The organism is Enterobacter cloacae complex sp. BZL2005 (genome assembly GCF_049238885.1).
Lineage (GTDB): Bacteria > Pseudomonadota > Gammaproteobacteria > Enterobacterales > Enterobacteriaceae > Enterobacter > Enterobacter roggenkampii.
In genome coordinates this window covers 208,754-232,739 of the sequence record NZ_JBMKGI010000003.1, presented here as the reverse complement: position 1 = coordinate 232,739, position 23,986 = coordinate 208,754, and the positions used below count along the sequence as shown (strand labels likewise).

Here is a 23,986-nt window from a genome sequence, read left to right as displayed (position 1 = left end):
TGTAATGACTTACTCTGAGGGTTCCATTCTGCTGACGGATATACCACCGATTTTCCCTTCAACCCTGACAACCAGACGACCATTGCGCATATGCCAGGCTTCTGAGCGGGTTATTACGGTCTCCCGTTCGGGCATACCTGGTGTCGGGTGATACAGGAAACTGGAGCCGACAGGAAAGCGCTGGTTAAATGTCTTCGCCGTCAGGTTTCTGAGCAGACTTTTCATCGTTCTCCTCCATATGTGCATCGGTTGCAATAATGCTTAATGGCCATAAGAGAAATGCGAACCAGCAATTCTGGCGGGATAAATTAGCCAATCCCACCAATCGAACCAGGATGCATGCCCAACACCAGCCAAGTGTCAAATACATCGCCAGAAATATGAGAACTAAAGCTATATCCATCACTTTATCCCCCGAAGTTTCTTGAAAGATTCAATCGCCTTTTTCATATCAGCCTGAGTACCCTTATTGCGCACTGTACGGTTGTTGGCGTCGTAATAGTTGAAGCGCAACTTAAGCGGAACCGCCAACAACTCGACAACCTGACTGTTATCGCGGAAGTACCAGACTCGGCGGTTTCCGTTATCCAGGAACTTACAACCGGATACGCTATGCATGACCCACCTCCATTGATGGGCCGCGTTTACGATAGGCCGCAATCGACACGCTTTCCCAGTTCTGGTAAAGGAACAGCAGTCCTAGCTCACAGGCGCGATCAAACTCCCTGGTTGCGCCGGTGCTCTTTTCCCACCCGTTCAGGAGGAAAACAGCATCAGCCTGCTCAAGCATGGACAACGTAATTTGCAGGTACTGCTCATGCTGCAGGCCGTCAGGAAGAATGGCCGGGTTAAGAACGGTGAAGCCGCGCTCTTCAAGGATGCGTGCCTCAGCATAGAATTCATCGCGGTTAAAGTTGTGATACCCGGTCATTGGCCCGGCAATGAAAACCACAGGCTTACGCTCAGAATGTTTATTTATATTCATCAGAGATACCTCACATGATTTTTCCAGCGGTTCTGCGCAGCGCTGCGTTTCTTCTTGTCGCACCACTCGTTGCCAGGCTGTGGTATCGTTGCTGGCCAGCCTGTCATCGCTTTACGGTTACTGAATTTGAAAGGCATGCGCAGCAGTCTTCTTGCTTTGCGGTTTGTCATTTGGCAGCCTCCTCAGAGCGGAACATCATGATTGTCAGAGCGCCCTTTGTGGCAAGACGAACGGTTGTACCTGGCTCAATGCCCTGCAGATCGAAGGCATCGTACAACTCATCAAGAGCCTTCTGGCGACGTGATGATTTGCGATGTTTATCCCATGATTTCAGGACAACAGAGGTAAACCACTTACCGGCCTGGACCATGATGAATAGCCAACCCATGAAAGCGAGTCCGGTATTAAGAATTTCAGTGATCGTCATTTGCCATTCTCCGTTTGGGAAATGGGTAAGAGCATGGCGGCGCGGCAGGCGTTCCATCCATCCACATAATCGAACGTATTACCGTCGTCTGGCTCAATTTCATCAGGCACAGATACCAGCGATGCCAGTGCATTGGCCCGTGCGAGCTGAACATCAAGCGCTGTAGCCAGTCGGCTGACCAGCTTTGCGATCTCGATTAAGGGGGTATCAGCCCCCATTGCCGCTGCTAATTCGTGACCAGCCCGCACGAGTTCTTTGACTGGCGATGTTTCCAGTTGAGGCGAGGTTTTCATTTTGTCACTCCGAACAGTTCGCATTTTTTAGCTGAACTGCTTACCGCGTGATGCAGCTGCGCATTGCGTCCAGCCAGATATCCCTCGCTTTCCGCCTTATCCGTTCCCCTGGCTTTGCCGGGTTTGCGCGGTTCCAGCTTTTTCATGCCTTCGCTTAATTTACTGCTGCGGTAACACTCCATCAGCGTTGTCTCCGCCTCCGTAACAGCGAAATCACTGACAACGGCATAAGCACCGTTGACCCAGGCGGAGCAGAAGGTATCGGCGCGGGCAACTTTTGTGGCCTGTTTGATGTTCTTGCGTAATGTGGAGAGGTAATCTCGGCGGGCTTTCGCCAGTTGCTTACCCAGGACTTCGAATGAATATGCCGCTATCTGAGGGCGTTCGTCGGGGCCGTAATAGTGTATGGTGCGTTTTGCTGGCTTGCCCCACTGCTCAGTGCCATGGCTGGTGTAAAACTTCACGCCAAAAACGCGGGCGACCATCTCTGCCAGTATTGCCATGTATTCCGGCATCTTCTCAGCATGAGAGGGGGCCTTCTGGGTAGAAGCTTCATTGATATCCATCAAATCAGCATCAGCCTCAGTCAGCTTGTGGGTTTCCATCAGACGCTGAGCGCGGCGGAGGGCAAGTGCTGCTTCTTCGACGCTGGAGTTATTACGCGCCATCGCGAGCAGCTTTTTAATTCTCTGGATATATTTCTCTTTATTTTCCATTGTTCAACTCCTGAATTTGGCGTAAGCCAGCCCCTGCGGGTTTACGCCATTTTTAAAAGTGATTTAAATTACGGTTAAAATCAGTTCACGGGTTTCAGCGATTTAATATTCGCGAAATATGGCTCCTGATTTATTTCCACGACCGTGACCTTATAAAGGTCATTTGCCACATCTACCGTTCTGACTACACGGCCACCGCGTAAACCTGTGGCTGGCTGATAGATAAATGAACTGCCTTTAGGGTAAAGGGCATTGAATTCTTTAGCTTTCATACGGTACTCCCCATCCGCGATGCGCAGCGTGGCGGCAGAATTCCATACGCGAAGCCGCATAAATTGAGTTCACCTCCAGTTTTGCCAGACTGAATGCCAGCTTCCATGAATCCGCCGCCCGCTGAAACTCGCCGTTCTGTTCGGCAATGACAGCGCTGGTTGCATACGACATGAATGGGCTGCAAGGCTTGCCCGTTTTAGCACGATCAAACAGAATGGCCATCTCACACCCCCACGCCAGCGATATCGAGAGGAATTGCGCGATACTGATCGCTTTCACCAACGCGCTCATAAACACGGATATAAGAGCGGCTTCCGACAACCTGAACGGCCTCGCCGATAGCCTCCATCGCCTTGACCCAGCGAACGTCTGTAATATCGAGGCGGCGCAGGGCAAGTACAGCGCCGGTATTCACTTCACCTTCTTTTTCCGTCTGGAATGCACGGGTGATGATGGCGCGAATCTCCGGGCGGGCATTCTCGGTCCAGTCTGCCAGACATTCATCAATCAGCGATTTAGCAGCCTGCAGGCGCTCGTCAAATGCGATACGGTCCTGCATGGCACGCTGAACCTTATAGCGGCCATCATAGCTGTAGAGCGTGACGTTACCTTTTTTACCGCCCAGGTTGACGCCGTACTGACTGGCGGAGATATCAACGAAGGCTCCGATATCGGAAAAGCCGCTAAGCTTGAACTCTGCCAGTGCAGCACTCAGGGCTGTCGCTTTTTCGACGATGCTACGCACCAGATCGTCACGCATCTGGTCGGTATCTTTAATCAGACTGACAGGGGTCAGTACGCCCTTGGCGTCAATCCAGTAACCCTCTGGCGCTGTTTTTTCAGTGAATTGCTTGTTTTCAGTGGACATTTTTACTCTCCTTAAATTGACGCGTTACTTTCTTAACGACTTCGTTAACCTTTGCCAGCACATGACCAGCCAGACCTTTACCCACTTTGTCAGCCACTTTGCTGACGATATCGCTGTCGCCGTCATCAGGGATAACCCTGCAACCGACTTCAAAACCGCGAGATTTGTCCTTTATTTCAATAACAATCTTTGCCATATATCCCTCTGCTTAATGAAGTGATTCAGACCAGACCACCCGACACCCGCTTTCATCCTGATAGACGCCCTGGCGAAAGCGCCAGTGGCGGTCATTGCCTGTGATATCAAACCGAGCCAGACCCTCTTTTTTCATCCGCTCGCACCATGCATGGCGCACGATACGAATGACCGGCTGTGTGTTGCGCAGGGATACACTTTTCACCTGAACTCCCTGTGCTGACAGAAATAAAATCAGCGTTTCTGCCCGGATCAACGCAGAGATAACGCCTGCGTTGTCGGTGTTTCCTGATGTTCTGGTCATGGTTAAATCCTCAGTTAATGAGCATTTCTGCGAACTTGCGGACAGCGCCTGCGCTGACTGCATGGCCACTGATATCGCTGTGACGGCTGACACCGCGCACCAGTTTGAAAAGACGTCTGGCGTTTCCGTTGCTCGCCCGGAATAGCGCCTCAGATACGTCAGGGTTCTCAGCATCCGGCAGCATACTGATCGCGATATCGCTGATATCGGCCTGCGGCAGGGATTCGCCGATGTTGAGCGCCAGACCCACGCGGCTGAAAAGCTGCTGATACTCACCGCGCTTGCCTTTAAGGTTGATAATGAGGCGAGGCATCCCGGCCAGAACGACACCGATACCGGCTTTGTCGTGGATGCGGCGCAGTGTTTCCAGCGCACGGTATGGAAGGTTCTCAGCCTCATCGACCATCAGGAGGCGACCTGAATCACGCAGGGCAGCAATGCAGGCTTCGCTGAGTTCATGCATGTTGCCGCGTTTGCTGAGGCCAAGCAGCCCACACAGCTCTTCGAGCACAACACGGGCGGTATAGCCGGGGTCGGCCTCTATCAGCAGCGCATCACGATGCCTGGACGCGTATTCACGCAAAATCATGGTTTTACCCAGGCCAGCAGCGCCATAGAGAACGTTAATCTCCCCATCCAGGTGCGCCAGGCGAATGACCTCAATACCCTTGCGGGAGGTCACTGTGGGGATATAGCGCGGCGTGATGCGCCGCGATTTTTCCTTGTCGGCTTCGCGGGCAATGAAGCTGCGGGCCAGCTCGTCGATGCTGTCCACATCACCCTGATATTTTCCCTGCAGGTACTGATTAACCACTGCCGGGCTTTTACCAAAAGCGCGGGCCACCTGTGTCTGGCTGTAACCCTTGCGGGACATAAGTTCATTCAGTTCTGTTTGTAGGCTCATATGTCTCTCACTTACCGGGTATTACCGGTTTTTTTCAGATATTCTTCACGGTCGGTTTCGAGGAAGAAATAATGTTCTTCTTCCGTAATCCGGCTGAATTCAGCCGGGATAAAGCTCCCCAGATCGTCGAAGCGCTGGCCCGGTAATACAGAGCGGCCCTCTGCCTCAATTTCCTGGCGTTTGTCTTCAATACGGTTGAGGCGGCGCTGGCGGCGTTTCTCAACTGCCACATCCATTGCGCTCACCGGTATTGCTGCACGTTTATTACCGTTCCAGATCGCAGTACAGACGTAGGTACCATCCATCCGGCGAACGATAACGGAAGAGGGATCGTGAATATCGAAAGCCACGCGAACCTCTTCGCTATCCACCTGGATCAATTCTTCAGAGAAGTAGTCGTTGTTAAACAGACGCAACCAGCCACGCTGAGCGGTACGCACCATCTCCGGCATAAAGGCTTCACGCAGCTCAACATCAGTCAGATATTCAATATCGTCACCTTCAGCTTCAAGAACGGCCCGACGATAGGCAGCCGGAGTCATGTGACGCCCGTTACGTTTTGGAAGCTCGCGGTGTTCATGCGTGTTGTTGTATACGTCAACTTCGCTGGCGATTGCGTCAAGCAGCTGCTGCCAGGAGGGCAATTTACCCAGGGCATTACGCTGTACAGGTGTCAGCTCCCGTCCGTTCTCCTGCGCCTTGATGGCTGACTGGATTGCACGCGACGTGATGCGGGCATGCTCCCGGTCAGCACTGTCGCCGCTGAACGTATCGAACTGCATGGCCACACGGCGGGGAACACCCTTGTTAAGCCGTTCGATGATGCCGCGAGACTGAGGACGTCCCGGAATACTGGTCGGGTGCTCAATACCAAGGCGGCTGAAAATACCTGTCACATCGGCATCAAGCGTTTTGTTTGTTTCACCGCCGCCGTTATCGGAATACACAAATAACGGTTTTCCGAAATGACGCATGGCGTAACGGTAGGCATCAGCAACAGCAATAACGCTTTCTGAAAGTGCCAGGCTCCAGCCCGTAATAAAGCGTGTCCGGCCATCAATAATTAACGTCAGCTCTGGAGTGAACGGGCGTCCATGGTCAGGGTGTGCCACTTTCATCTCAAGGGATTTACCATCCGCAATCCAGCAGCCATTAACCGGCATAAGGGACCAGTCACGCTTCTGGAAGCATTCATAAGCCAGCGCAGCAGAGCCACTTACGCGGCCACGAGCTTTCTCGCGACGTGGCAGCTTCTCCATGGCCCGACGAACGGCATCATAAGAGGGACATGCAGCAGCCATTGCAGGCTGGTCAGCATAGATAACAGACCATTCCTCCTGGAAATCCCGGTATGCCTCGCGCAGGCTTGGGCCTTTGCGGTTACGCCAGTGAGCAAGGAACGCCGGGAGCCAGGTAATCTGCTCAGGCTTCTTCGCTTTAAGATGGCCAGGGGCCAGCATGGCCATACGCTCAACGCCTGGCTTTGTGGATTCAAAAATGGTCAGCCATTCCTGGAGGCTACGGGTACCAACACCGGCACGGCTGGAGCCTTTGCGGGCATTGGCCATCTCAGCAGCCTTAAGCAGATGTGCAGGCAGTGTACCTTTACGAGACTCGATGGAGATGTAGTTAACCGCTGCGGTACGGGACATCCCGGCATCGCGCAGTTTCTCCACTTCCATTGCCAGAACAGCACGAGCATCGGCGATCTCTTTCTGTTTATCAGTCAGAGAGCCCACTTCACGCTCAAGAAGAGCCGGGCACTGGCGAATCAGAGCAAGTTTACCGTTATCAGATAAACCTATATTCGAACTGGTTTTGGTTTCTTTTGTACTTACCTGTTGAGTTGATAATATTTCTTTGTAATAACGGTTCTTTAATTCTTCCTGAGTCACAATCGGTAACGAATCAATGTGGTATTCAAACGCTTTTGTACCAGTGCGTTTTCTTCTCATTGATGGATTCTTGGATGCAAGATTGTCCAAAAATTTCCGACAACCTCTCTCTGTTGCTGGTACACCAGCACATCCAGCTAACTCAGATACCGTCGACCACATCACAGCACCTCACAATATCTTGAAGGCCAGATAACCGACGGTTCAACGCCTATTGCGGAAGCAATAATGCGCTCACCCTTAGGGTATTTACGGTCTAAAGCGTTATTGAGAGTGCGGGCATTTAAACCAGCGTTACGGGATAATCCAGCCAGGGTGGTCCCTTTCTTACGTAACTCGGCAATGATGTCAGCACGATGCCAATCACAAGAAGTGATTCCATTTGTTGATGTTTTCTGAGATTCTACTCGTTTATACATAGTAATAACTCATCTGTCTTACACACTGTAATAGTAGTGTTGATCACTAAAAGGAAAATTACAAGCTTTTATTGGTTCCTTTTGTGAGTCAAATGACAACTATCGCGAACATGCATCTAACACTGGAGGAATCAATGAGTTATACAGAAAAGGATCCGCAGAACAAAAACGGCCCAAAAGTTCCTTTAAGTGATAATCAAAAAGGAACCACTTTTAGCGACAGGTTGCGGAAAGCGATAGACGGCAAGAGCATCCGTCAATTTGCGGCTGATTGCGGAATTAGTTATGGGGCGATGCATAAGTACTTTGCTGGCCACACACAACCGACATTGGACAACTTAGTTGTGCTGGCCCGTACAGCTGGAGTGAGTATCGAATGGCTTGCTACGGGTGAGCAGAGCAGTACTGGTACCAATTTAATTTCAAGGCCAGCAACTCCACCAAGTACAGCCATAAATGATGTGCATGGAAATGAAGTTGATTTAGAAGAGTTCATTTTTGTGCCGCGCTATAACGTGACTGCGTCTGCGGGCTACGGTGCTTGGAATGATGATGAAACGCCTATGTTCACGGTATCATTTAGACGTTATTGGGTGGTTAATCATTTAAAGGCTGATCCCAAACAGCTGTCTGTTATCAGCGTGCAAGGCGACTCGATGGAAGGCGTCCTGAACGACAAAGATATCATCCTTGTAAATCATGGTGATCGGGAACCTAGAGAGGGAATCTATGTATTGCGACTCGATGGACAATTAATCGTAAAACGAGTGCAGCGCTTGCCAGGAGCACAACTCATTGTTACGAGCACAAACCCGGTTTACAAGCCGTTCAACATTGACCTTAACAATGTCCCATCGGATTTTTGTATTGTTGGCAAAGTGGTCTGGTATGGGCGGGTCATTTAACAGTTTTTAAAACATGTTTAATACCGATCTCATTGCTCTCAAACCAGTGCAAAAGTTAGCGCATTATTTCTCATAATCTATCATTTTCTGTCGAGCTGTGCGGAATCCTCACCGCGCCTCGCAACCCCCGTCATTCATGGCCTCAGCGCCTTTCTTCCCCCACATAACCACCATGCAGAAACGATCACCTCCCCACAAGCAGGCGCTCATTGAGTAACCAGCGGGCAGGCGTCGTTCCCGTTGCCGCTTCGAAGCGACGCAGAAACGTGCGCTGACTCATACCGACACGACGCGCCAGCGAGTCGACGCTGTGCGGCTCGGTAAGATGCGTGTGCAGAAAATCAAACAGCTGACCGAGGCGCTGGCTTTCCCGCAGCTGCGCCACCGGGCGGCTCAGCTGTTGCGGCTGAGATCCATCCCGGTGAGGGGGAATGACAAGCCGCCTCGCCACGCTGTTGGCGGTTTCCATCCCGAAATCCCGACGCACGACGTGCAGACAAAGATCGATCCCCGCCGCGCTGCCTGCGGAAGTCAGGATCTCGCCTTCGTCCTGGTAGAGCACATCCTCGACCACGTCGATGTCAGGGTAGCGGGCTTTAAGCGTCTCAATGTAGCGCCAGTGCGTCGTGGCTTTGCGTCCGTTGAGCAGACCGGAGGCGGCCAGCACAAATACACCCGAGCAGATGGAGAGTAGCTGACAGCCCCGCGCGCTGGCCTGACGTAATGCGTTGCAGAGCGCGTCCGGGACCGGCGAGTCCACCCCCCGCCAGCCCGGCACCACGATCAGATCGGCAGACGCAAGCAGGGAGATATCGCCATCGGTAATGATACGGATCCCGCCGGTCGCCCGAAGCTCACCGTTGTCAACGCTTGCCACGGCAAAACGATACCAGTCGTCACCCAGCTCGGGGCGCGGCAGGCCGAAGATTTCCACCGCCACGCCAAACTCAAAGGTACACAGACCGTCATACGCCAGCACCACCACCTTCGGGCGGGCAATCTGTCTTAACGTTGTCATCTTTTTGCTGTTTTCTGGCATAAGCGAGCGCATTCATGAGCTGAATTTGTGGATAGAGTAGTGTTAACACAAACGCCAAAGATGAGGAAGGATCATGAGCTATGTTACTGAATTTCCGGCTGCCGAACCGCAGGAAGCCGTTACCCATTTTCTGCGTCGCCTGAGCGTCGAAACCGACTGCGCCGATGTGCATCATGCCATCACGCATAATGAGCAGGACTTTGTTTTGCTGCACGTGGTGGGGAGCCCGGAGCAGTTTGCCCGTCGCCATGTGCCGGGCGCTCTGCATATGCCGTGGAGCCAGATGACCGCTGAGCGCATGGCCCAATGGCCTGAAGGGACGCTGTTTGTCGTCTACTGCGCAGGGCCGCACTGTAACGGCGCGGACAGAGCCGCGCTGAAGCTGGCCCGTCTCGGGCTGCCGGTCAAAATCATGCTCGGTGGGATCACCGGCTGGGAAGATGAACGCTACGCGTTTGCCAGCGAGGCGTCCGTCGCCGCGCTGTGAAGATGAATTTTTTTCAACATACGTGAAATTTTCTCGTTTGCCGGCACCGGTGAGGTATGACATTGTTTTTGGACATTTAGACATCCAGAAGTCTAAAGATTCAAATAATGAATTATCACTGCGGGCAATTATCGCCGGCAGACTGAGGAGATTTCCATGCAACGACGCCACGCCCCGTACCGCGCCGACGTAGTCGGCAGTTTTTTACGCCCGGATGCCATCAAGCAGGCTCGCCTGAAATTTGCCAGCGGTGAGATTGATGCCGGGCAGCTTCGTGCGGTGGAGGACGAGGCCATTCGCCACGTCGTCGAGCAGCAGTGTGCGTGCGGCCTGCATGTGGTGACCGACGGTGAGTTTCGTCGTGCCTGGTGGCACTTCGACTTCTTCGACGGTCTTCAGGGCGTTGAGCGTTACGATTCCCAGCAGGGCATCCAGTTTAACGGCGTGCAAACCAAAGCCCACGGCGTGCGCGTCACCGGCAAGCTGGGCTTTGGCGAGCACCCGATGCTGGACGATTTCCGCTATCTGAAAAGCATCAGCGGTAACGCCCAGCCAAAAATGACCATTCCGAGCCCAAGCGTGCTGCACTTCCGCGGCGGTCGCAAAGATATTGATGCGACCGTGTATCCGGACCTTGACGTCTATTTCGATGACCTGGCGACCACGTGGCGCGATGCCATCCGGGCCTTCTACGACGCGGGCTGCCGTTATCTGCAGCTGGATGACACCGTCTGGGCCTATCTCTGTTCGGACGACCAGCGCCGTCAGATCCGCGAGCGCGGCGACGACGCCGATGAGCTGGCGCGCATCTATGCCCGCGTGCTGAACAAGGCGCTGGAGGGCAAGCCGGACGATCTGACCATCGGACTGCACGTCTGTCGCGGCAATTTCCGTTCCACCTGGATTTCCGAAGGCGGCTACGAGCCGGTAGCGGACGTGCTGTTCGGAACGGTTAACGTGGACGCCTTCTTCCTCGAATATGATAACGACCGCAGCGGGGATTTCGCGCCCCTGCGCTTTGTTCGCCCGGGCAAACAGCAGGTGGTGTTGGGTCTTATCACTACAAAAAACGGCGAGCTGGAGAATCCGGAGGGAATTAAAGCCCGTCTTGAGGAGGCGGCGAAATACGTGGCGAAAGAGCAGATTTGCCTTAGCCCGCAGTGTGGTTTTGCCTCGACCGAAGAGGGCAACAGCCTGAGCGAAGCCCAGCAGTGGGACAAAGTCCGGCTGGTCACGCAGATCGCCAGCGAAGTCTGGTAACCCCGTTATACGGCGCTGCATTATAAAAGTGCAGCGCTGTACCATTCTGAGTCGTTCTCTTTACATCCGGCGTTCCCCTCCCAGAAATAGCGCTATCTCCATTCTGGCACTCTTTTTGCTCCTGCTTCGCTGACACTTTTTTTTCCGCGTCCACGCCGTACCGGACGTTTTCGCACAGCGTTCTTTTTCAGGAGTGAAAATATGCAGCGTCGTACCTTATTAAAAGCTTTTGCGTTATCCGCGTCCGTCGTGGCGATAGGGATGAGTTTTGGCGCGCAGGCGGCCGATACCATCAAGGTGGGGATCATGCATTCGCTGTCCGGCACCATGGCCATCTCCGAAACCCCGCTGAAAGACGTCGCGCTGATGACCATCGATGAGATCAACGCCAAAGGCGGCGTGCTGGGCAAGAAACTGGAGCCGGTGGTGGTGGATCCGGCCTCAAACTGGCCGCTGTTTGCCGAGAAGGCGCGTCAGCTGCTGAGCCAGGATAAAGTGGCGGTGGTATTCGGCTGCTGGACGTCGGTGTCGCGCAAATCCGTACTGCCGGTCTTTGAGGAGCTGAACGGCCTGCTGTTCTATCCGGTGCAGTATGAAGGCGAAGAGATGTCGCCAAACGTCTTCTATACCGGCGCGGCGCCGAACCAGCAGGCGATCCCGGCGGTGGAATACCTGATGAGTGAAGACGGCGGCGCGGCGAAGCGCTTCTTCCTGCTGGGCACCGATTACGTTTACCCCCGCACCACCAATAAGATCCTGCGCGCGTTCCTGCATTCGAAAGGGGTGGAGGATAAGGACATCGAAGAGGTTTACACCCCGTTTGGTCATAGCGACTACCAGACCATCGTTGCCAACATCAAAAAATTCTCCGCGGGCGGCAAAACTGCCGTGGTGTCGACCATCAACGGCGACTCCAACGTGCCGTTCTACAAAGAGCTGGCTAACCAGGGGCTGAAGGCGACGGACGTGCCGGTGGTGGCGTTCTCCGTGGGTGAAGAAGAGCTGCGCGGGATCGACACCAAACCGCTGGTGGGTAACCTGGCAGCCTGGAACTACTTTGAGTCCGTGGATAACCCGACTAACCAGGCGTTTGTAGCGGATTACAAAGCCTATGCGAAGGCGCACAAGCTGCCGAACGCCGATACCGTCGTAACTAACGATCCGATGGAAGCCACCTACGTAGGTATTCACATGTGGGCGCAGGCGGTGGAAAAAGCGGGCACTACCGATGTGGACAAAGTGCGTGCGGCGATGGCCGGTCAGTCCTTTAAGGCGCCGTCAGGCTTTACGCTCACCATGGATGCCACCAACCATCATCTGCACAAGCCGGTCATGATCGGCGAAATCGAGGGCAACGGCCAGTTTAACGTGGTGTGGCAGACGGAGCAGCCGGTACGCGCCCAGCCGTGGAGCCCGTTCATCGCCGGGAATGACAAAAAGCCCGACCAGCCGATGAAAACCGCCAGCAACTAAGCCATCACCGCAGGGAGAAACGTCATGAACGCCATGCGCCTGTTCATCGCTCTTGTATGGCTTTCCGGACTGCTGCCAGGGATGGTGCAGGCATCGGATGCCGATCGTTTTGTTGCCGCCAGCCGCAGCCAGCAGGCGGATTTGTTGACGCAGTGGGCCGCCGCGCCGGATGCGTCAAGACTGCCGCTCCTTGAGGCGCTACAAAAGGAAAATCTCTACGTCGATACGCAAAAGCACGCCTTTGCACAACGCGATGGCAACGTCATCCCGCTGGGGGAGAGTCAGACGGCAGAGGGCCCAACCAAAGCCGTGCGCCTGACGAACCGGCTGCGCGTGCTGGCTGCAACCGCTATCGCCACGCATCAGCTGGTGAGTGACAGTGTCACCGAAAGACGGGCGGCGGCGCGTCAGCTGCAGCGCGATGCCCAGCCCGGGATGCTCGCTTTTCTGGAAAAGCGTGTGAACGATGAGACGGACGCCGTGGCGCGTCAGGCGCTGCTGCTGGCGGTCGCGAATCTCCAGCTGGCCAGCCCGCAGCCGGAAGTGCGCCGCAAGGCCGTCGAATTGTTAGGCCAGTCAGACGATCCGGACGTGCAGTCCAGGCTTACCCCGTTTACCCTGCCACAGACGGAGCCGGATAGCGCGGTGCGCGCGGCCGCAGAAGAGAGTCTTAGCCAGATCCAGCACCGCCTGATGTGGGGCGACCTGCTGGGCCAGGCTTTTATGGGGCTGTCCCTTGGGTCGGTGCTGCTGCTGGCCGCGCTGGGGCTGGCTATCACCTACGGCCTGCTGGGCGTGATTAACATGGCCCACGGCGAGATGCTGATGCTGGGGGCATATGCGACCTGGATGGTGCAGCAGGCGATGGCCGGGCTTGCGCCCCAGTGGCTGGCACTCTATCCCGTTATCGCGCTGCCGGTCGCGTTCTGCCTGACGGCGGGCATTGGAATGGCGCTGGAGCGCACGGTGATCCGTCATCTGTACGGTCGTCCGCTGGAAACGCTGCTGGCGACGTGGGGCATCAGCCTGATGCTTATCCAGCTGGTGCGCATGACCTTTGGCGCCCAGAACCTGGAGGTCGCGAACCCGGCATGGCTCTCCGGCGGGGTGCAGGTTTTTGCTAACCTGACGCTGCCGTGGAACCGCATCGTGGTGCTGGGCTTCGTGCTGATGGTGCTGTTCTTTACCTGGCTCATTCTGAATAAAACCCGTCTGGGGCTTAACGTGCGGGCGGTGACGCAAAACCGCAGCATGGCCGCCTGCTGCGGGGTACCGACAGGGCGCGTCGATATGCTGGCGTTTGGGCTTGGCTCCGGGATTGCGGGGTTAGGCGGCGTGGCGCTATCGCAGCTCGGTAACGTCGGGCCGGAGCTGGGCCAGGGCTATATCATCGACTCCTTCCTTGTGGTGGTGCTCGGAGGCGTAGGCCAGCTGGCAGGCAGCGTGGCCGCGGCGTTTGGGCTGGGGATCTTTAATAAAATCCTTGAACCACAGATGGGGGCGGTGCTGGGCAAGATCGTGATTCTGGTGGCGATCGTGCTGTTTATTCAGAAACGCCCGCAGGGGCTGTTTGCGCTGAAAGGGAGGGTGATTGACTGATGAGCCAGCCGCTGACCTTAACGCTGGCGCGCAAAGCGCCACGCACCACGCAGATAGTGGGCAGCCTGCTGGTGGTGTGTTTGCTGATACTGCCGTTTTTCGCCTTACTACCTGCGACGCATCCGCTGGCGCTGTCGACCTGGATGCTGACGCTGATTGGCAAGATCCTCTGCTATGCCATCGTGGCGGTGGCGCTGGATCTGGTGTGGGGATACGCCGGTATGCTGTCCCTTGGGCACGGCCTCTTCTTCGCCCTGGGCGGCTATGCGATGGGCATGTACCTGATGCGCCAGGCGGCAGGTGACGGTCTGCCCGCGTTTATGTCGTTTCTCTCCTGGAGCGAGCTGCCCTGGTTCTGGTGGGGCACCCAGCACTTTGCCTGGGCGCTGGTGCTGATTGTGCTGGTGCCGGGCCTGCTGGCGCTGGTGTTTGGCTGGTTTGCCTTCCGCTCGAAGATCAAAGGGGTCTATTTCTCGATTATGACCCAGGCGCTGACCTATGCCGGGATGCTGCTGTTCTTTCGCAACGAAACCGGGTTTGGCGGCAATAACGGCTTTACCGGTTTTACCACGCTGCTCGGGTTTTCGGTAACGGAAACGACCACCCGCATCGCGCTGTTCCTGGCGACCGTGCTGTTGCTGCTTCTGGCCCTGGGCACCGGGTTTGCGCTGGCGAAGAGCAAGTTTGGCCGCATCCTTACCGCCGTGCGCGACGCCGAAAACCGCCTGACCTTTTGCGGCTACGATCCGCGCGGGTTCAAGCTGCTGGTGTGGACGCTTTCTGCCGTGCTGTGCGGTCTGGCGGGGGCGCTGTACGTCCCACAGGTCGGCATTATTAACCCCGGTGAAATGTCGCCGACGAACTCGATAGAGGCCGCCATCTGGGTGGCGCTGGGCGGGCGCGGCACGCTGGTGGGGCCGGTGATTGGCGCGGCGCTGGTGAACGGGGCGAAAAGTTTCTTCACCGTCGCGATGCCGGAGTACTGGCAGCTGTTTCTGGGGCTGATTTTTATCGCCGTCACGCTGTTCTTGCCGCGCGGTGTCTACGGTCTGTTGCGTAAGGGAGAGAAATAATGCAGCCAACGGAAGGATTATTTACCCGCCAGCTGCCCGGCGATCGCTACCGGGACCAGACTGACCCTGTACTTCAGCTTGAATCCATTAACGTCAATTTTGATGGTTTTCAGGCCCTGACCGATCTCTCGCTGAATATCGGCGTGGGCGAGCTGCGCTGCGTGATTGGCCCCAACGGGGCGGGTAAAACCACGCTGATGGACGTCATCACCGGCAAAACGCGGCCAAAGAGCGGTAGGGCGATTTACGATCAGTCCATCGACCTGACCGCGCTGGAGCCTGCGGCCATCGCCCGCCAGGGCATCGGGCGTAAATTCCAGAAGCCCACGGTCTTTGAAGCGCTGACGGTGTGGGAAAACCTTGAGATCGCGATGAAAACCGATAAGTCCGTCTGGGCGAGCCTGCGGGCAAAACTCAACGGTGAGCAGCGTGACCGCATTGACGAGATGCTGGTTTTGCTGCGCCTTAGCGCGGAGCGCGACCGACGGGCTGGGCTGCTTTCCCACGGGCAGAAACAGTTCCTGGAGATCGGCATGCTGCTGGTGCAGGACCCGCATCTGCTGCTGCTGGATGAACCCGCCGCCGGAATGACCGACGCGGAAACGGAATACACCGCAGAGCTGTTCAAAACGCTGGCGGGCAAACACTCCCTGATGGTGGTGGAGCACGACATGGGCTTTGTTGAAACGATTGCCGACCATGTGACCGTGCTGCATCAGGGGCGGGTGCTGGCGGAAGGGTCGCTTCGCGAAGTGCAGGCCAACGAGCAGGTGATTGAGGTCTATCTGGGACGTTAAGGAGAGGGAATGCTACAGGTCAACGAACTGAATCAGTATTACGGCGGCAGCCATATCCTGCGCGGCGTGAGCTTTGAGGCGGTCACCGGCGAAGTCACCTGCCTGCTGGGGCGCAACGGCGTGGGGAAAACCACGCTGCTGAAGTGTCTGATGGGGCTGATCCCGGCGAAAACCGGGGAGGTCATCTGGCAGGGGAAAACGATTACCCACAGCAAACCGCACCAGCGGGTGCAGTCTGGCGTGGCGTATGTCCCGCAGGGACGCGAGATTTTTCCGCGCCTGACCGTGGAGGAGAATCTCCTGCTGGGGCTATCGCGGTTTTCCGCCCGCGAGGCGAAGCAGGTGCCAGAGGAGATCTGGCAGCTGTTCCCGGTGCTCAAAGAGATGAAGCACCGTCGCGGGGGCGATCTCTCGGGTGGGCAGCAGCAGCAGCTGGCGATTGGTCGCGCGCTGGCGAGTCGTCCGCGGCTGCTGATCCTGGATGAACCGACCGAAGGCATACAGCCTTCCGTCATTAAAGAAATCGGCCACGTGATCCGCACCCTGGCAAACAGAGGCGACATGGCGATCCTGCTGGTGGAGCAGTTTTACGACTTTGCCGCCGAGCTGGCCGACAGCTATTTGCTGATGTCCCGCGGCACCATTATTCAGCGCGGGCGGGGTGAAAATATGGAGCAGGAGGGCGTTCGCGGGCTGGTTGCGATCTGAAATGTTATAATATAACATTCTCATTCTTATAAAACGGAATGAGGGCGTTACTTTGGCTGCACATATTGGGAAATTTGCCATGACTCTGGGGGCGCTGCTGGTCAGCGGCCAGCTGTTTGCTCACTCGCACGGCCACCAGATGACCGAAGCGGAACAGAAGGCGGCGAACGGCGTGTTTGAGGATAAAGACGTGAAGGACAGAGCGCTGTCTGACTGGGACGGCACCTGGCAGTCGGTCTATCCGTTCCTGCTCGATGGTTCGCTGGATCCGGTCTTTAAGCAGAAAGCGCAGAAGGATAAAAGCAAATCCTTTGATGAGGTGAAAGCCTACTACCGCACGGGTTATGCGACGGACGTGGATGCCATCGGTATCGAAAATAACGTGATGGAATTCCATCAGGGGAAAGCGGTCAGCCGCTGCCAGTATGATTACAGCGGCTACAAAATTCTGACCTACGCGTCAGGCAAGAAAGGCGTGCGCTATCTCTTTGAGTGCAAGGACGCCAGCAGCAAGGCGCCGAAGTTCGTCCAGTTCAGCGACCATACCATCGGACCGAAGGCCTCTTCGCACTTCCATATTTTCATGGGCAATACCTCCCACGAGGCGCTGCTGAAAGAGATGGATAACTGGCCGACCTATTATCCGAACGAGATGTATAAAGAGCAGGTGGTGGAGGAGATGTTGCACCACTAGGTTTTTGCTTTTGCCGGGTGGCGGCTTCGCCTTGCCCGGCCTACATTTGCTACGCCGCTTTGGGTGACTCGCACCATGCCTTCACGCTCATCCCGCGCAAAATCATCAGCCACGCCACAATAATCGCGGCCATCATAATCACAAACAGCGACCAGTGCGGCAGGTTGGTCAGGATGATACCGGTGATCATCGGGTTTGCCGCCGCGCCGAGCCAGCCCAGCGCCTGCGCGGAGAAATAGCTCGCCTTCATTCCCGGTGGCGCAATGTTGTCAATCAGCATGTATTCACCCGGGGCATAGATAATCTCACCCAGCGTGAAAATAGCGGCAGCGATGCCCCAGTAAACCAGGTTTTCCCCGGAGAGCATAAAGCCGCCCAGCCCCACGATAAAAAACAGGGTGGCGAGGGACATCAGCGGGCGGATATTGCTGGCTGAGATTTTGCGGCCCAGCGCATATTGCAGCGTTACCACCACGGCGGCGTTGACGGGCAGCACCACGGCGACCACCTTTTCGGCGAAATCACTGTCCGCATGTGCAGCGAGAACGTATTGCGAAATACAGCTCGCGAACGACCCGCCCACGTACGACGCCAGCAGGCCAGAGAGCGTGTACCAGAACAGCGCGCGATCTTTCAGCAAGACCGACGGCTGCCACGGCGTCTTCTCCTCGGCGGTATCTAACGCCACGCTTTTCTGTACAAAGAAGTGGATAAAGCCCAGCGGCAGGGCGGCACAGAAGGCTGCCAGCCAGAACGGCAGCTGCAGGCTGTACATCACCAGCAGGGTGCCAATCGGCGGGCCGACCGTCCAGCCAATGTTCAGGAAGCTGTAGTTTAGCGAGAAGACCCGCGCCTTCTGGCTGGAGGTGAGCACGTCGGAGAACCAGGCTTTCAGCACCGTCGAAAAGACGGAGTAGGCGCAGTTGATCAGCGCAAAGAACAGCACCACCAGCGTGACGTTATTGACCAGCGGGATCGCCACAAATCCGGCGATAAAGGCTACGATGGCGATCAGCATGTAGCGTTTTTTATCAAACTTATCGGCAAGAATGCCAAATCCCAGGCTGAACACCACGCCAATGGTCAGCGCAATCGTCAGGGCATAACCGATATTCTCGACGCTCATGCTGTAGACGCGCGTGAGATAAATGGTCATAAACGGCAGCGTTGCCCCCCGACCGATGGTTAATAACAATGACGATGCCAGCAGCGCCGCGGTTGAGCGCCTGAGAGATGGTTTCATATTCCTGCCCGACAGTTGCTTATGCTTTTATTCGATGTGTGTTAACAGGATTACCATGACATAAGGGGCTTGTATAGCACCCTATTTATCCCTAAGTGCTTCAGCTGCCTGCCAGAAATAATGATCTTCTCGTGACGCACTTTTTTCTGTTACCTTGAAGTGTTAACAAATTATTAATAATTCAGGGGCGGGATATGACGCGGAAAGACGGGCTGCTGGCACTGCTGGTGGTCGTAGTATGGGGGCTCAATTTTGTGGTCATTAAGCTGGGGCTGCACAACATGCCGCCGCTGATGCTGGCCGGCTTACGTTTTATGCTGGTCGCTTTCCCGGCCATCTTCTTTGTGGCGCGTCCAAAGATCCCCTTTAAACTGCTGCTGGGCTACGGTTTGACCATTAGCTTTGGCCAGTTCGCGTTTCTCTTTTGCGCCATCAAGTTCGGTATGCCGGCCGGTCTGGCCTCGCTGGTGTTACAGGCGCAGGCGTTCTTTACCATTATTCTCGGGGCGTTTGTCTTTGGCGAGCGCCTGCAGGGCAAACAGCTGGCGGGGATCACGCTGGCGGTGTTCGGCGTGCTGGTGCTGATCGAGGCCAGCCTGAATGGTCAGCATGTGGCGCTGCTCGGGTTTATGTTGACGCTGGCGGCGGGGCTGAGCTGGGCCTGCGGGAATATCTTCAACAAGCTGATCATGCAGCACGAGGCGCGCCCGGCGGTGATGTCGCTGGTGGTGTGGAGCGCACTGATCCCGGTTATCCCGTTTCTGCTGGCGTCGAGTATTCTGGACGGTCCGGCGGTGATGCTGAACAGTCTGGTCAACATCGATATGACCACGATCCTGTCTCTCGTCTATCTGGCCTTTGTCGCCACCATTGTGGGCTACGGGATCTGGGGATCGCTGCTGGGGCGTTATGAGACCTGGCGCGTCGCGCCGTTATCTCTGCTGGTGCCGGTGGTAGGGCTTGCCAGTGCGGCGATATTGCTGGATGAAACGCTAAGCGCGCTGCAGCTGTTTGGCGCCGTGCTGATCATGGCCGGGCTGTACATTAACGTGTTTGGTCTGCGGGTTCGTCGGACGACGCGGGTAAGCGAAAAGGCATAAAAAAAGCCCCGCGTCTGCGGGGCAAAAACGAATCAGAAGCCGTGCTGATTATAATAAGGCACGCCTAATTCGTCGGATTTGTCGCTACCAGCACCCATGTGGTTGAAATCATAGGGCGACTGGTCATGTGCGGACGGCAAAATCATCGTATCAGGATTATTTTGCTGCGTTGCACGAGGGGTTTGCTCCGCGAAGGTCTGGCTGGAGAACAGCACCAGCAAGGCGAGGGCGGCGGAGGCGATAACTTTCATGATTTCCTCGGTTACGTCTGTGACAGGCGATGATTAACTACAGTGTTTTAACGGATACAGGTATCGGGATTCGCCCGGCACGCTGGTGATTCGGTACTTGTGAGGCGGCACGTCAAAATAGTTCTTGAACGTACGCGTCAGGGTTTGCTGCGATTCAAATCCGTAACGCTCCGCCAGATAAAGGATCGGCTCATTGCTTTCTTTCAGTTTCTGGGCAATCTCCGTCAGCTTGCGGCTGCGAATATATTGACCTAATGAATGGCCGGTCTCTTTTTTGAACATCCGTTGCAGGTGCCATTTGGAGTAACCTGAACGCTCTGACACTTTTTCAAGGGAGAGCGGCGATTCCAGGTTATCCTCGATCCAGTCCAAAATGCTATGAATGGTGATAGCGTCAGTATTGCGTCTGGACATCGTCATACCTCTTTTTTCTGTTTACGGCAGGATTTTCTTCAGCAAAAGCTCAAGGGTTGCCACTTCATCTGCCGTTAAGTTTTTTGTTAGTTCCTGATGCAGTGTTTGTCCTACTAATTGATGACATTGCTCGCACATGGCCGCGCCATCGCTGGTCAGCTTCACTAGTACGCCGCGTTTGTCATTCGGGTTAGGGCTTCGTTCTATCCATCCTTTGCAGACGAGACGATCGAGCATGCGGGTTAACGCACCCAGATCGACAGAGAGCACCTTTTTCAGCTCAACCGGCGTGATACACACTTCGCAGCGAATGGAACACAGCACTTTGAACTGTGTTGCGGTGATATCCAGCGGTGACAGATAGTCATTGAGCAGGCGATCTTTTTTCTGATTGACCATATGAATAAGACGACCCAGCGGAACAACGTCGTTAAAGATATCACTGGTGCTTTTCACAATGGTTGCCCTGGCAAGTAATTAGTCACGGCAGATATTATTGCTCAGGCAAGTATAAGTCAACTGAATGAATCAGCCGATGCCACGAATTGCTAAAACGTTTCATGAACTTTTTTTAAGGTGTTTCAAATCATAGGGATAACTTCCTGTTATCTTTTCAGAAGGAAAATAATCGTTACGTTGCGCCCATGGCTGAATGTCACACTTTCCCCCTATAATTGCTGTGTTAAATATGGATAAGGACGACAACGCACTATGTTGGATTTGATTAAAGCAATCAGCCTTGGGCTGGTGGTCTTGCTGCCGTTGGCTAACCCGTTAACGACGGTGGCGCTTTTCCTCGGGCTGGCAGGGAATATGAACAGCGCCGAGCGCAATCATCAGTCGATGATGGCCTCGGTGTATGTGTTTGCCATCATGATGGTGGCTTACTACGCCGGGCAACTGGTGATGAATACCTTCGGGATTTCCATCCCTGGCCTGCGTATCGCCGGGGGGCTGATCGTGGCCTTTATCGGTTTCCGCATGCTGTTCCCGGCGCAAAAAGCGCATGAGTCGCCGGAAGCGACCAGCAAATCGGAAGAGCTGGAAACCGAACCGAGCGCGAATATCGCCTTCGTGCCGATTGCCATGCCGAGCACGGCGGGGCCGGGGACCATCGCGATGATCATCAGCTCCGCGTCGACGGTGCGTGACAGCGCAACCTTCCCGGACTGGGTGCTGACGGTGGCACCGCCGCTGATTTTTGCGATTATCGGGATTATCGTGTGGGCATCGCTGCGCAGCTCCGGCGCCATCATGCGCTGGGTAGGCAAGGGCGGTATCGAGGCGATTTCCCGCCTGATGGGCTTCTTACTGGTCTGTATGGGCGTGCAGTTTATTATTAACGGCGTGCTGGAGATTATTAAGACTTACCATTAAGTTCATTGCCGGGTGGCGGCTTCGCCTTACCCGGCCTACGAAACCCGTCTTTTTGTAGGCAGGGTAAGGCGAAGCCGCCACCCGGCACAAACGACCCTCACCCGTGCTGCCCCTGTTCCTCCAGCGCCACCGGCCACTTGCGGAAGATGAGTACCGACCAGAACAGCGCCATCAGGGCCGGAATGGCACCCAGATAGCCAATCGCCGACATCGACACGTGCAGGATGACCTGGTTTCCCACCAGCGCACCCGCGCCAATCCCCAGATTGAAAATTCCCGAGAACAGCGACATGGCGACGTCCGTCGCATCCGGCGCCAGGGCTAGCACCTTCACCTGCATGCCCAGGCCAATAATCATGATCGCCACGCCCCAGAACAGGCTGAGGATCGCCAGATGGCTTTCACTTCCCGCGGCGGGCATCAGCAACAGCAGACAGGCCAGCAGCAGGCCTATAGCGCTGCTTACCAGCGAGGAGGCGTGCCGGTTACCCAGCTTGCCGAACAGCACGCTGCCAATAATCCCCGCGCCGCCGAGGATCAGCAGTAAGACGGTGGCAAAGTTGGCGCTAAAGCCTGCTACCACCTGCACAAACGGTTCAATGTAGCTATACGCGGTGTAATGGGCCGTTACCACGATGGCGGTCAGCAGGTAGATGCTCAGCAGCGCAGGGCGACGCATCAGCAGCGGCAGGCTTTTCAGCGAGCCGGAATGTTCGCTCGGCAGCGCGGGCAGCAGCTTAATCAGACACACCAGCGTCACCAGCGCGCCCATGCCGATGGCGAAGAAGGTGGTACGCCAGCCGAAGTATTGCCCCACGATGCGGCCAATCGGCAGGCCCAGCACCATCGCCAGTGCGGTACCGGTAGCAATCAGGCTTAGCGCCTGCGCGCGTTTACCCGCCGGTGCGAGGCGAATCGCCAGCGACGCGGTGATCGACCAGAACACCGCATGGGCAAAGGCGATACCGACGCGGCTGATGACCAGCACCGTAAAATTCCACGCCATAAACGACAGCACGTGGCTCGCGATAAATAAGACAAACAGACCGATCAGCAGCCTGCGCCGCTCTATCTGGCTGGTCAGCAGCATGAACGGCAGGGACATCAGCGCCACCACCCAGGCGTAAATGGTCAACATAATGCCCACCTGCGCCGTTTCCATCTGGAAACTGTTAGCGATGTCAGACAACAGCCCAACCGGCACAAATTCTGTGGTGTTAAAAATAAACGCGGCAATGGCCAGCGTGACCACGCGTAGCCACGCAACCCTGCGGGAAACTGTGTTCGTTGTCATAGGGATGTCGGAGATTCGTTGCTGAAAAGAAGAGGAGACGATCTTAAAACGTTGAATGGCGAAAACTCAACCATTATGTGACGCAGATCTCAATATTTACCTTATGAAAGCGGTAGCCGGGAGCGCTGTTTTCATTGAATATAAAAGAACAACACAATAAAAACAGGCGGTAAGACAATGCAGGAGATTGATTTTTATCTGGTCGATGCGTTCAGCAATACCACGTTTGGCGGCAACCCGGCCGCCGTTTGTCCGCTCAAGGAATGGTTACCCGATGAGACCTTGCTGAAAATGGCGCAGCAGCATAATCAGTCGGAAACGGCCTTTTTCGTCTGCACTAAAGGAGGCATTGAGCTACGCTGGTTTACCACGCTTACCGAAGTCAATCTCTGCGGCCACGCCACCCTTGCCGCCGCGTACGTTCTGTTTAATGAACTGGATTACCCCGACTCGCGGATCCACTTTGATACCGCCTCTGGCCGCCTGACGGTCAGCCGGGAGGGGGAGTGGATGACGCTGGACTTCCCGGCATGTCCAACCCAAGAAGAGACGCCGCCGCCGGAGATGCTCTCGGCGCTCGGTATCCGTCATTACGTTGCAGCACGCAAAGGGCGCGCCTGGCTGATCGTGCTGGATAATCGCCAGCAGGTTGAAGCACTCGCGCCACGCTTTTCGGCGATGACGCCGGGCGAGCATAAGGTGAGCGTGACGGCACGGGGTGAGGGGGAATACGATTTTGTCAGCCGCTTTTTCTCCCCCGGGGTATCCGTTCCGGAAGACCCGGTCACCGGCTCCGCGCACACCATGCTGATCCCATACTGGGGTGAACGGTTGGGGAAAACAGCCATGCTTGCCCGTCAGGTTTCCGCGCGCGGCGGCGACGTGCGCTGTGAGCTGAAAGGCTCGCGCGTGCTGATGAGCGGACAGGCTTCACTTTATCTGAAAGGCACAGTTTTTCTGCGCTAAATAACCCATAACAAGAGAGGAAGAGAC

Annotated in this window: 33 protein-coding genes; 12 read left to right on the top strand and 21 right to left on the bottom strand. The window is 55.6% G+C overall.

Going from position 1 to position 23,986, the window contains the following annotated elements:
* Positions 1-9: 9 nt before the first annotated feature.
* The 15 genes from ACOTXI_RS08470 to ACOTXI_RS08400 all read right to left on the bottom strand — a co-directional run bounded on the left by ACOTXI_RS08470 (position 10) and on the right by ACOTXI_RS08400 (position 7,279).
* A complete protein-coding gene (locus ACOTXI_RS08470) occupies positions 10-225 on the bottom strand; it encodes a hypothetical protein (protein ID WP_072049704.1) in 216 nt (71 codons plus the stop codon).
* A 177-nt stretch (positions 226-402) separates the two neighbouring features.
* The gene (locus ACOTXI_RS08465; RefSeq protein WP_181242330.1) at positions 403-618 is read right to left on the bottom strand and encodes a hypothetical protein; all 216 of its coding nucleotides are present in this window, start codon (positions 616-618) and stop codon (positions 403-405) included.
* A complete protein-coding gene (locus ACOTXI_RS08460) occupies positions 611-985 on the bottom strand; it encodes a DUF4406 domain-containing protein (protein ID WP_065945134.1) in 375 nt (124 codons plus the stop codon). The genes ACOTXI_RS08465 and ACOTXI_RS08460 overlap by 8 nt, the downstream gene beginning before the upstream one ends.
* Positions 985-1,155: a hypothetical protein gene (locus tag ACOTXI_RS08455; RefSeq protein ID WP_158513304.1), complete on the bottom strand. Its 171-nt coding sequence runs from the start codon at positions 1,153-1,155 to the stop codon at positions 985-987. The genes ACOTXI_RS08460 and ACOTXI_RS08455 overlap by 1 nt, the downstream gene beginning before the upstream one ends.
* Positions 1,152-1,412 carry a DUF4752 family protein gene (locus tag ACOTXI_RS08450; RefSeq protein ID WP_128299394.1) on the bottom strand — a complete coding sequence of 87 codons (261 nt, stop codon included), beginning with the start codon at positions 1,410-1,412 and terminating at the stop codon, positions 1,152-1,154. The genes ACOTXI_RS08455 and ACOTXI_RS08450 overlap by 4 nt, the downstream gene beginning before the upstream one ends.
* Positions 1,409-1,705, bottom strand: coding sequence for a hypothetical protein (locus tag ACOTXI_RS08445; RefSeq protein WP_065944695.1), 297 nt, complete (start codon positions 1,703-1,705; stop codon positions 1,409-1,411). The genes ACOTXI_RS08450 and ACOTXI_RS08445 overlap by 4 nt, the downstream gene beginning before the upstream one ends.
* Entirely contained in the window at positions 1,702-2,421 is a 720-nt protein-coding gene (locus ACOTXI_RS08440) for a DUF2786 domain-containing protein (RefSeq protein WP_181242331.1), read from the bottom strand. Before ACOTXI_RS08440 ends, ACOTXI_RS08445 begins: the two co-directional genes overlap by 4 nt.
* An 80-nt stretch (positions 2,422-2,501) precedes the next feature.
* Positions 2,502-2,693: a hypothetical protein gene (locus ACOTXI_RS08435; RefSeq protein ID WP_032663812.1), complete on the bottom strand. Its 192-nt coding sequence runs from the start codon at positions 2,691-2,693 to the stop codon at positions 2,502-2,504.
* Positions 2,683-2,916, bottom strand: a complete 234-nt coding sequence (locus ACOTXI_RS08430) for an ANR family transcriptional regulator (protein WP_075200132.1) — start codon at positions 2,914-2,916, stop codon at positions 2,683-2,685. The genes ACOTXI_RS08435 and ACOTXI_RS08430 overlap by 11 nt, the downstream gene beginning before the upstream one ends.
* Position 2,917: 1 nt before the next feature.
* Complete coding sequence (locus tag ACOTXI_RS08425; protein ID WP_049111782.1) at positions 2,918-3,562, bottom strand: DUF3164 family protein; 645 nt, start codon at positions 3,560-3,562, stop codon at positions 2,918-2,920.
* Positions 3,552-3,758 (bottom strand): hypothetical protein, encoded by a 207-nt coding sequence (locus ACOTXI_RS08420; protein ID WP_058653834.1) that lies wholly within the window; start codon positions 3,756-3,758, stop codon positions 3,552-3,554. The genes ACOTXI_RS08425 and ACOTXI_RS08420 overlap by 11 nt, the downstream gene beginning before the upstream one ends.
* A 12-nt stretch (positions 3,759-3,770) precedes the next feature.
* Entirely contained in the window at positions 3,771-4,061 is a 291-nt protein-coding gene (locus tag ACOTXI_RS08415) for a hypothetical protein (RefSeq protein ID WP_045261532.1), read from the bottom strand.
* Between the two features lie 10 nt (positions 4,062-4,071).
* Entirely contained in the window at positions 4,072-4,965 is an 894-nt protein-coding gene (locus ACOTXI_RS08410; RefSeq protein ID WP_023311926.1) for an AAA family ATPase, read from the bottom strand.
* Positions 4,966-4,976: 11 nt separating this feature from the next.
* Entirely contained in the window at positions 4,977-7,022 is a 2,046-nt protein-coding gene (locus ACOTXI_RS08405) for a Mu transposase C-terminal domain-containing protein (protein WP_421633974.1), read from the bottom strand.
* Positions 7,022-7,279: a helix-turn-helix domain-containing protein gene (locus ACOTXI_RS08400; RefSeq protein WP_023311692.1), complete on the bottom strand. Its 258-nt coding sequence runs from the start codon at positions 7,277-7,279 to the stop codon at positions 7,022-7,024. The genes ACOTXI_RS08405 and ACOTXI_RS08400 overlap by 1 nt, the downstream gene beginning before the upstream one ends.
* Before the next feature lie 134 nt (positions 7,280-7,413).
* On the opposite strand from ACOTXI_RS08400, the gene ACOTXI_RS08395 reads away from it, so the two are divergent.
* Positions 7,414-8,184: an XRE family transcriptional regulator gene (locus ACOTXI_RS08395; protein ID WP_248352008.1), complete on the top strand. Its 771-nt coding sequence runs from the start codon at positions 7,414-7,416 to the stop codon at positions 8,182-8,184.
* Positions 8,185-8,368: 184 nt separating this feature from the next.
* Here ACOTXI_RS08395 and ftrA read toward each other — a convergent pair whose 3' ends face one another.
* Positions 8,369-9,223, bottom strand: coding sequence for a transcriptional regulator FtrA (gene ftrA, locus ACOTXI_RS08390; RefSeq protein ID WP_421766135.1), 855 nt, complete (start codon positions 9,221-9,223; stop codon positions 8,369-8,371).
* 73 nt (positions 9,224-9,296) lie between these two features.
* Between ftrA and ACOTXI_RS08385 the strand changes: the two genes are divergently transcribed.
* From ACOTXI_RS08385 to zinT, 8 genes are all read left to right on the top strand, one after another.
* The gene (locus tag ACOTXI_RS08385; RefSeq protein ID WP_008502248.1) at positions 9,297-9,710 is read left to right on the top strand and encodes a rhodanese-like domain-containing protein; all 414 of its coding nucleotides are present in this window, start codon (positions 9,297-9,299) and stop codon (positions 9,708-9,710) included.
* Between the two features lie 156 nt (positions 9,711-9,866).
* Entirely contained in the window at positions 9,867-10,970 is a 1,104-nt protein-coding gene (locus ACOTXI_RS08380; protein WP_058654419.1) for a cobalamin-independent methionine synthase II family protein, read from the top strand.
* Between the two features lie 201 nt (positions 10,971-11,171).
* Positions 11,172-12,443, top strand: a complete 1,272-nt coding sequence (urtA, locus tag ACOTXI_RS08375) for an urea ABC transporter substrate-binding protein (protein WP_047748932.1) — start codon at positions 11,172-11,174, stop codon at positions 12,441-12,443.
* Positions 12,444-12,467: 24 nt separating this feature from the next.
* Entirely contained in the window at positions 12,468-14,042 is a 1,575-nt protein-coding gene (gene urtB / locus ACOTXI_RS08370; protein ID WP_058654420.1) for an urea ABC transporter permease subunit UrtB, read from the top strand.
* Positions 14,042-15,115, top strand: a complete 1,074-nt coding sequence (urtC, locus tag ACOTXI_RS08365) for an urea ABC transporter permease subunit UrtC (RefSeq protein ID WP_058654421.1) — start codon at positions 14,042-14,044, stop codon at positions 15,113-15,115. The genes urtB and urtC overlap by 1 nt, the downstream gene beginning before the upstream one ends.
* Complete coding sequence (gene urtD, locus ACOTXI_RS08360) at positions 15,115-15,912, top strand: urea ABC transporter ATP-binding protein UrtD (RefSeq protein ID WP_008502243.1); 798 nt, start codon at positions 15,115-15,117, stop codon at positions 15,910-15,912. Before urtC ends, urtD begins: the two co-directional genes overlap by 1 nt.
* 9 nt (positions 15,913-15,921) lie before the next feature.
* Positions 15,922-16,620 (top strand): urea ABC transporter ATP-binding subunit UrtE, encoded by a 699-nt coding sequence (gene urtE / locus ACOTXI_RS08355; protein WP_023327459.1) that lies wholly within the window; start codon positions 15,922-15,924, stop codon positions 16,618-16,620.
* Positions 16,621-16,672: 52 nt separating this feature from the next.
* A complete protein-coding gene (zinT, locus tag ACOTXI_RS08350) occupies positions 16,673-17,314 on the top strand; it encodes a metal-binding protein ZinT (protein WP_008502241.1) in 642 nt (213 codons plus the stop codon).
* A gap of 49 nt (positions 17,315-17,363) precedes the next feature.
* On the opposite strand, the gene ydeE is transcribed toward zinT, so the two are convergent.
* Complete coding sequence (ydeE, locus tag ACOTXI_RS08345; protein ID WP_008502240.1) at positions 17,364-18,557, bottom strand: efflux MFS transporter YdeE; 1,194 nt, start codon at positions 18,555-18,557, stop codon at positions 17,364-17,366.
* A 194-nt stretch (positions 18,558-18,751) separates the two neighbouring features.
* Between ydeE and eamA the strand changes: the two genes are divergently transcribed.
* Positions 18,752-19,657 carry an O-acetylserine/cysteine exporter gene (eamA, locus tag ACOTXI_RS08340; RefSeq protein WP_058654422.1) on the top strand — a complete coding sequence of 302 codons (906 nt, stop codon included), beginning with the start codon at positions 18,752-18,754 and terminating at the stop codon, positions 19,655-19,657.
* Positions 19,658-19,689: 32 nt separating this feature from the next.
* On the opposite strand, the gene marB is transcribed toward eamA, so the two are convergent.
* The 3 genes from marB to marR are packed head-to-tail and all read right to left on the bottom strand — an operon-like array spanning position 19,690 to position 20,778.
* Entirely contained in the window at positions 19,690-19,908 is a 219-nt protein-coding gene (gene marB / locus ACOTXI_RS08335) for a multiple antibiotic resistance protein MarB (protein WP_008502238.1), read from the bottom strand.
* 33 nt (positions 19,909-19,941) lie between these two features.
* Positions 19,942-20,322, bottom strand: a complete 381-nt coding sequence (gene marA, locus ACOTXI_RS08330) for an MDR efflux pump AcrAB transcriptional activator MarA (protein WP_008502237.1) — start codon at positions 20,320-20,322, stop codon at positions 19,942-19,944.
* A gap of 21 nt (positions 20,323-20,343) precedes the next feature.
* A complete protein-coding gene (gene marR / locus ACOTXI_RS08325) occupies positions 20,344-20,778 on the bottom strand; it encodes a multiple antibiotic resistance transcriptional regulator MarR (RefSeq protein ID WP_008502236.1) in 435 nt (144 codons plus the stop codon).
* A gap of 255 nt (positions 20,779-21,033) precedes the next feature.
* Here marR and ACOTXI_RS08320 point away from each other — a divergent pair, with 255 nt between their 5' ends.
* The gene (locus ACOTXI_RS08320; RefSeq protein ID WP_008502235.1) at positions 21,034-21,699 is read left to right on the top strand and encodes a MarC family NAAT transporter; all 666 of its coding nucleotides are present in this window, start codon (positions 21,034-21,036) and stop codon (positions 21,697-21,699) included.
* Positions 21,700-21,796: 97 nt separating this feature from the next.
* Here ACOTXI_RS08320 and ACOTXI_RS08315 read toward each other — a convergent pair whose 3' ends face one another.
* A complete protein-coding gene (locus ACOTXI_RS08315) occupies positions 21,797-22,993 on the bottom strand; it encodes a sugar transporter (protein WP_058654423.1) in 1,197 nt (398 codons plus the stop codon).
* 177 nt (positions 22,994-23,170) lie between these two features.
* Between ACOTXI_RS08315 and ACOTXI_RS08310 the strand changes: the two genes are divergently transcribed.
* Positions 23,171-23,959 carry a PhzF family phenazine biosynthesis protein gene (locus tag ACOTXI_RS08310; RefSeq protein ID WP_032663529.1) on the top strand — a complete coding sequence of 263 codons (789 nt, stop codon included), beginning with the start codon at positions 23,171-23,173 and terminating at the stop codon, positions 23,957-23,959.
* The last annotated feature ends 27 nt before the right edge of the window (positions 23,960-23,986 follow it).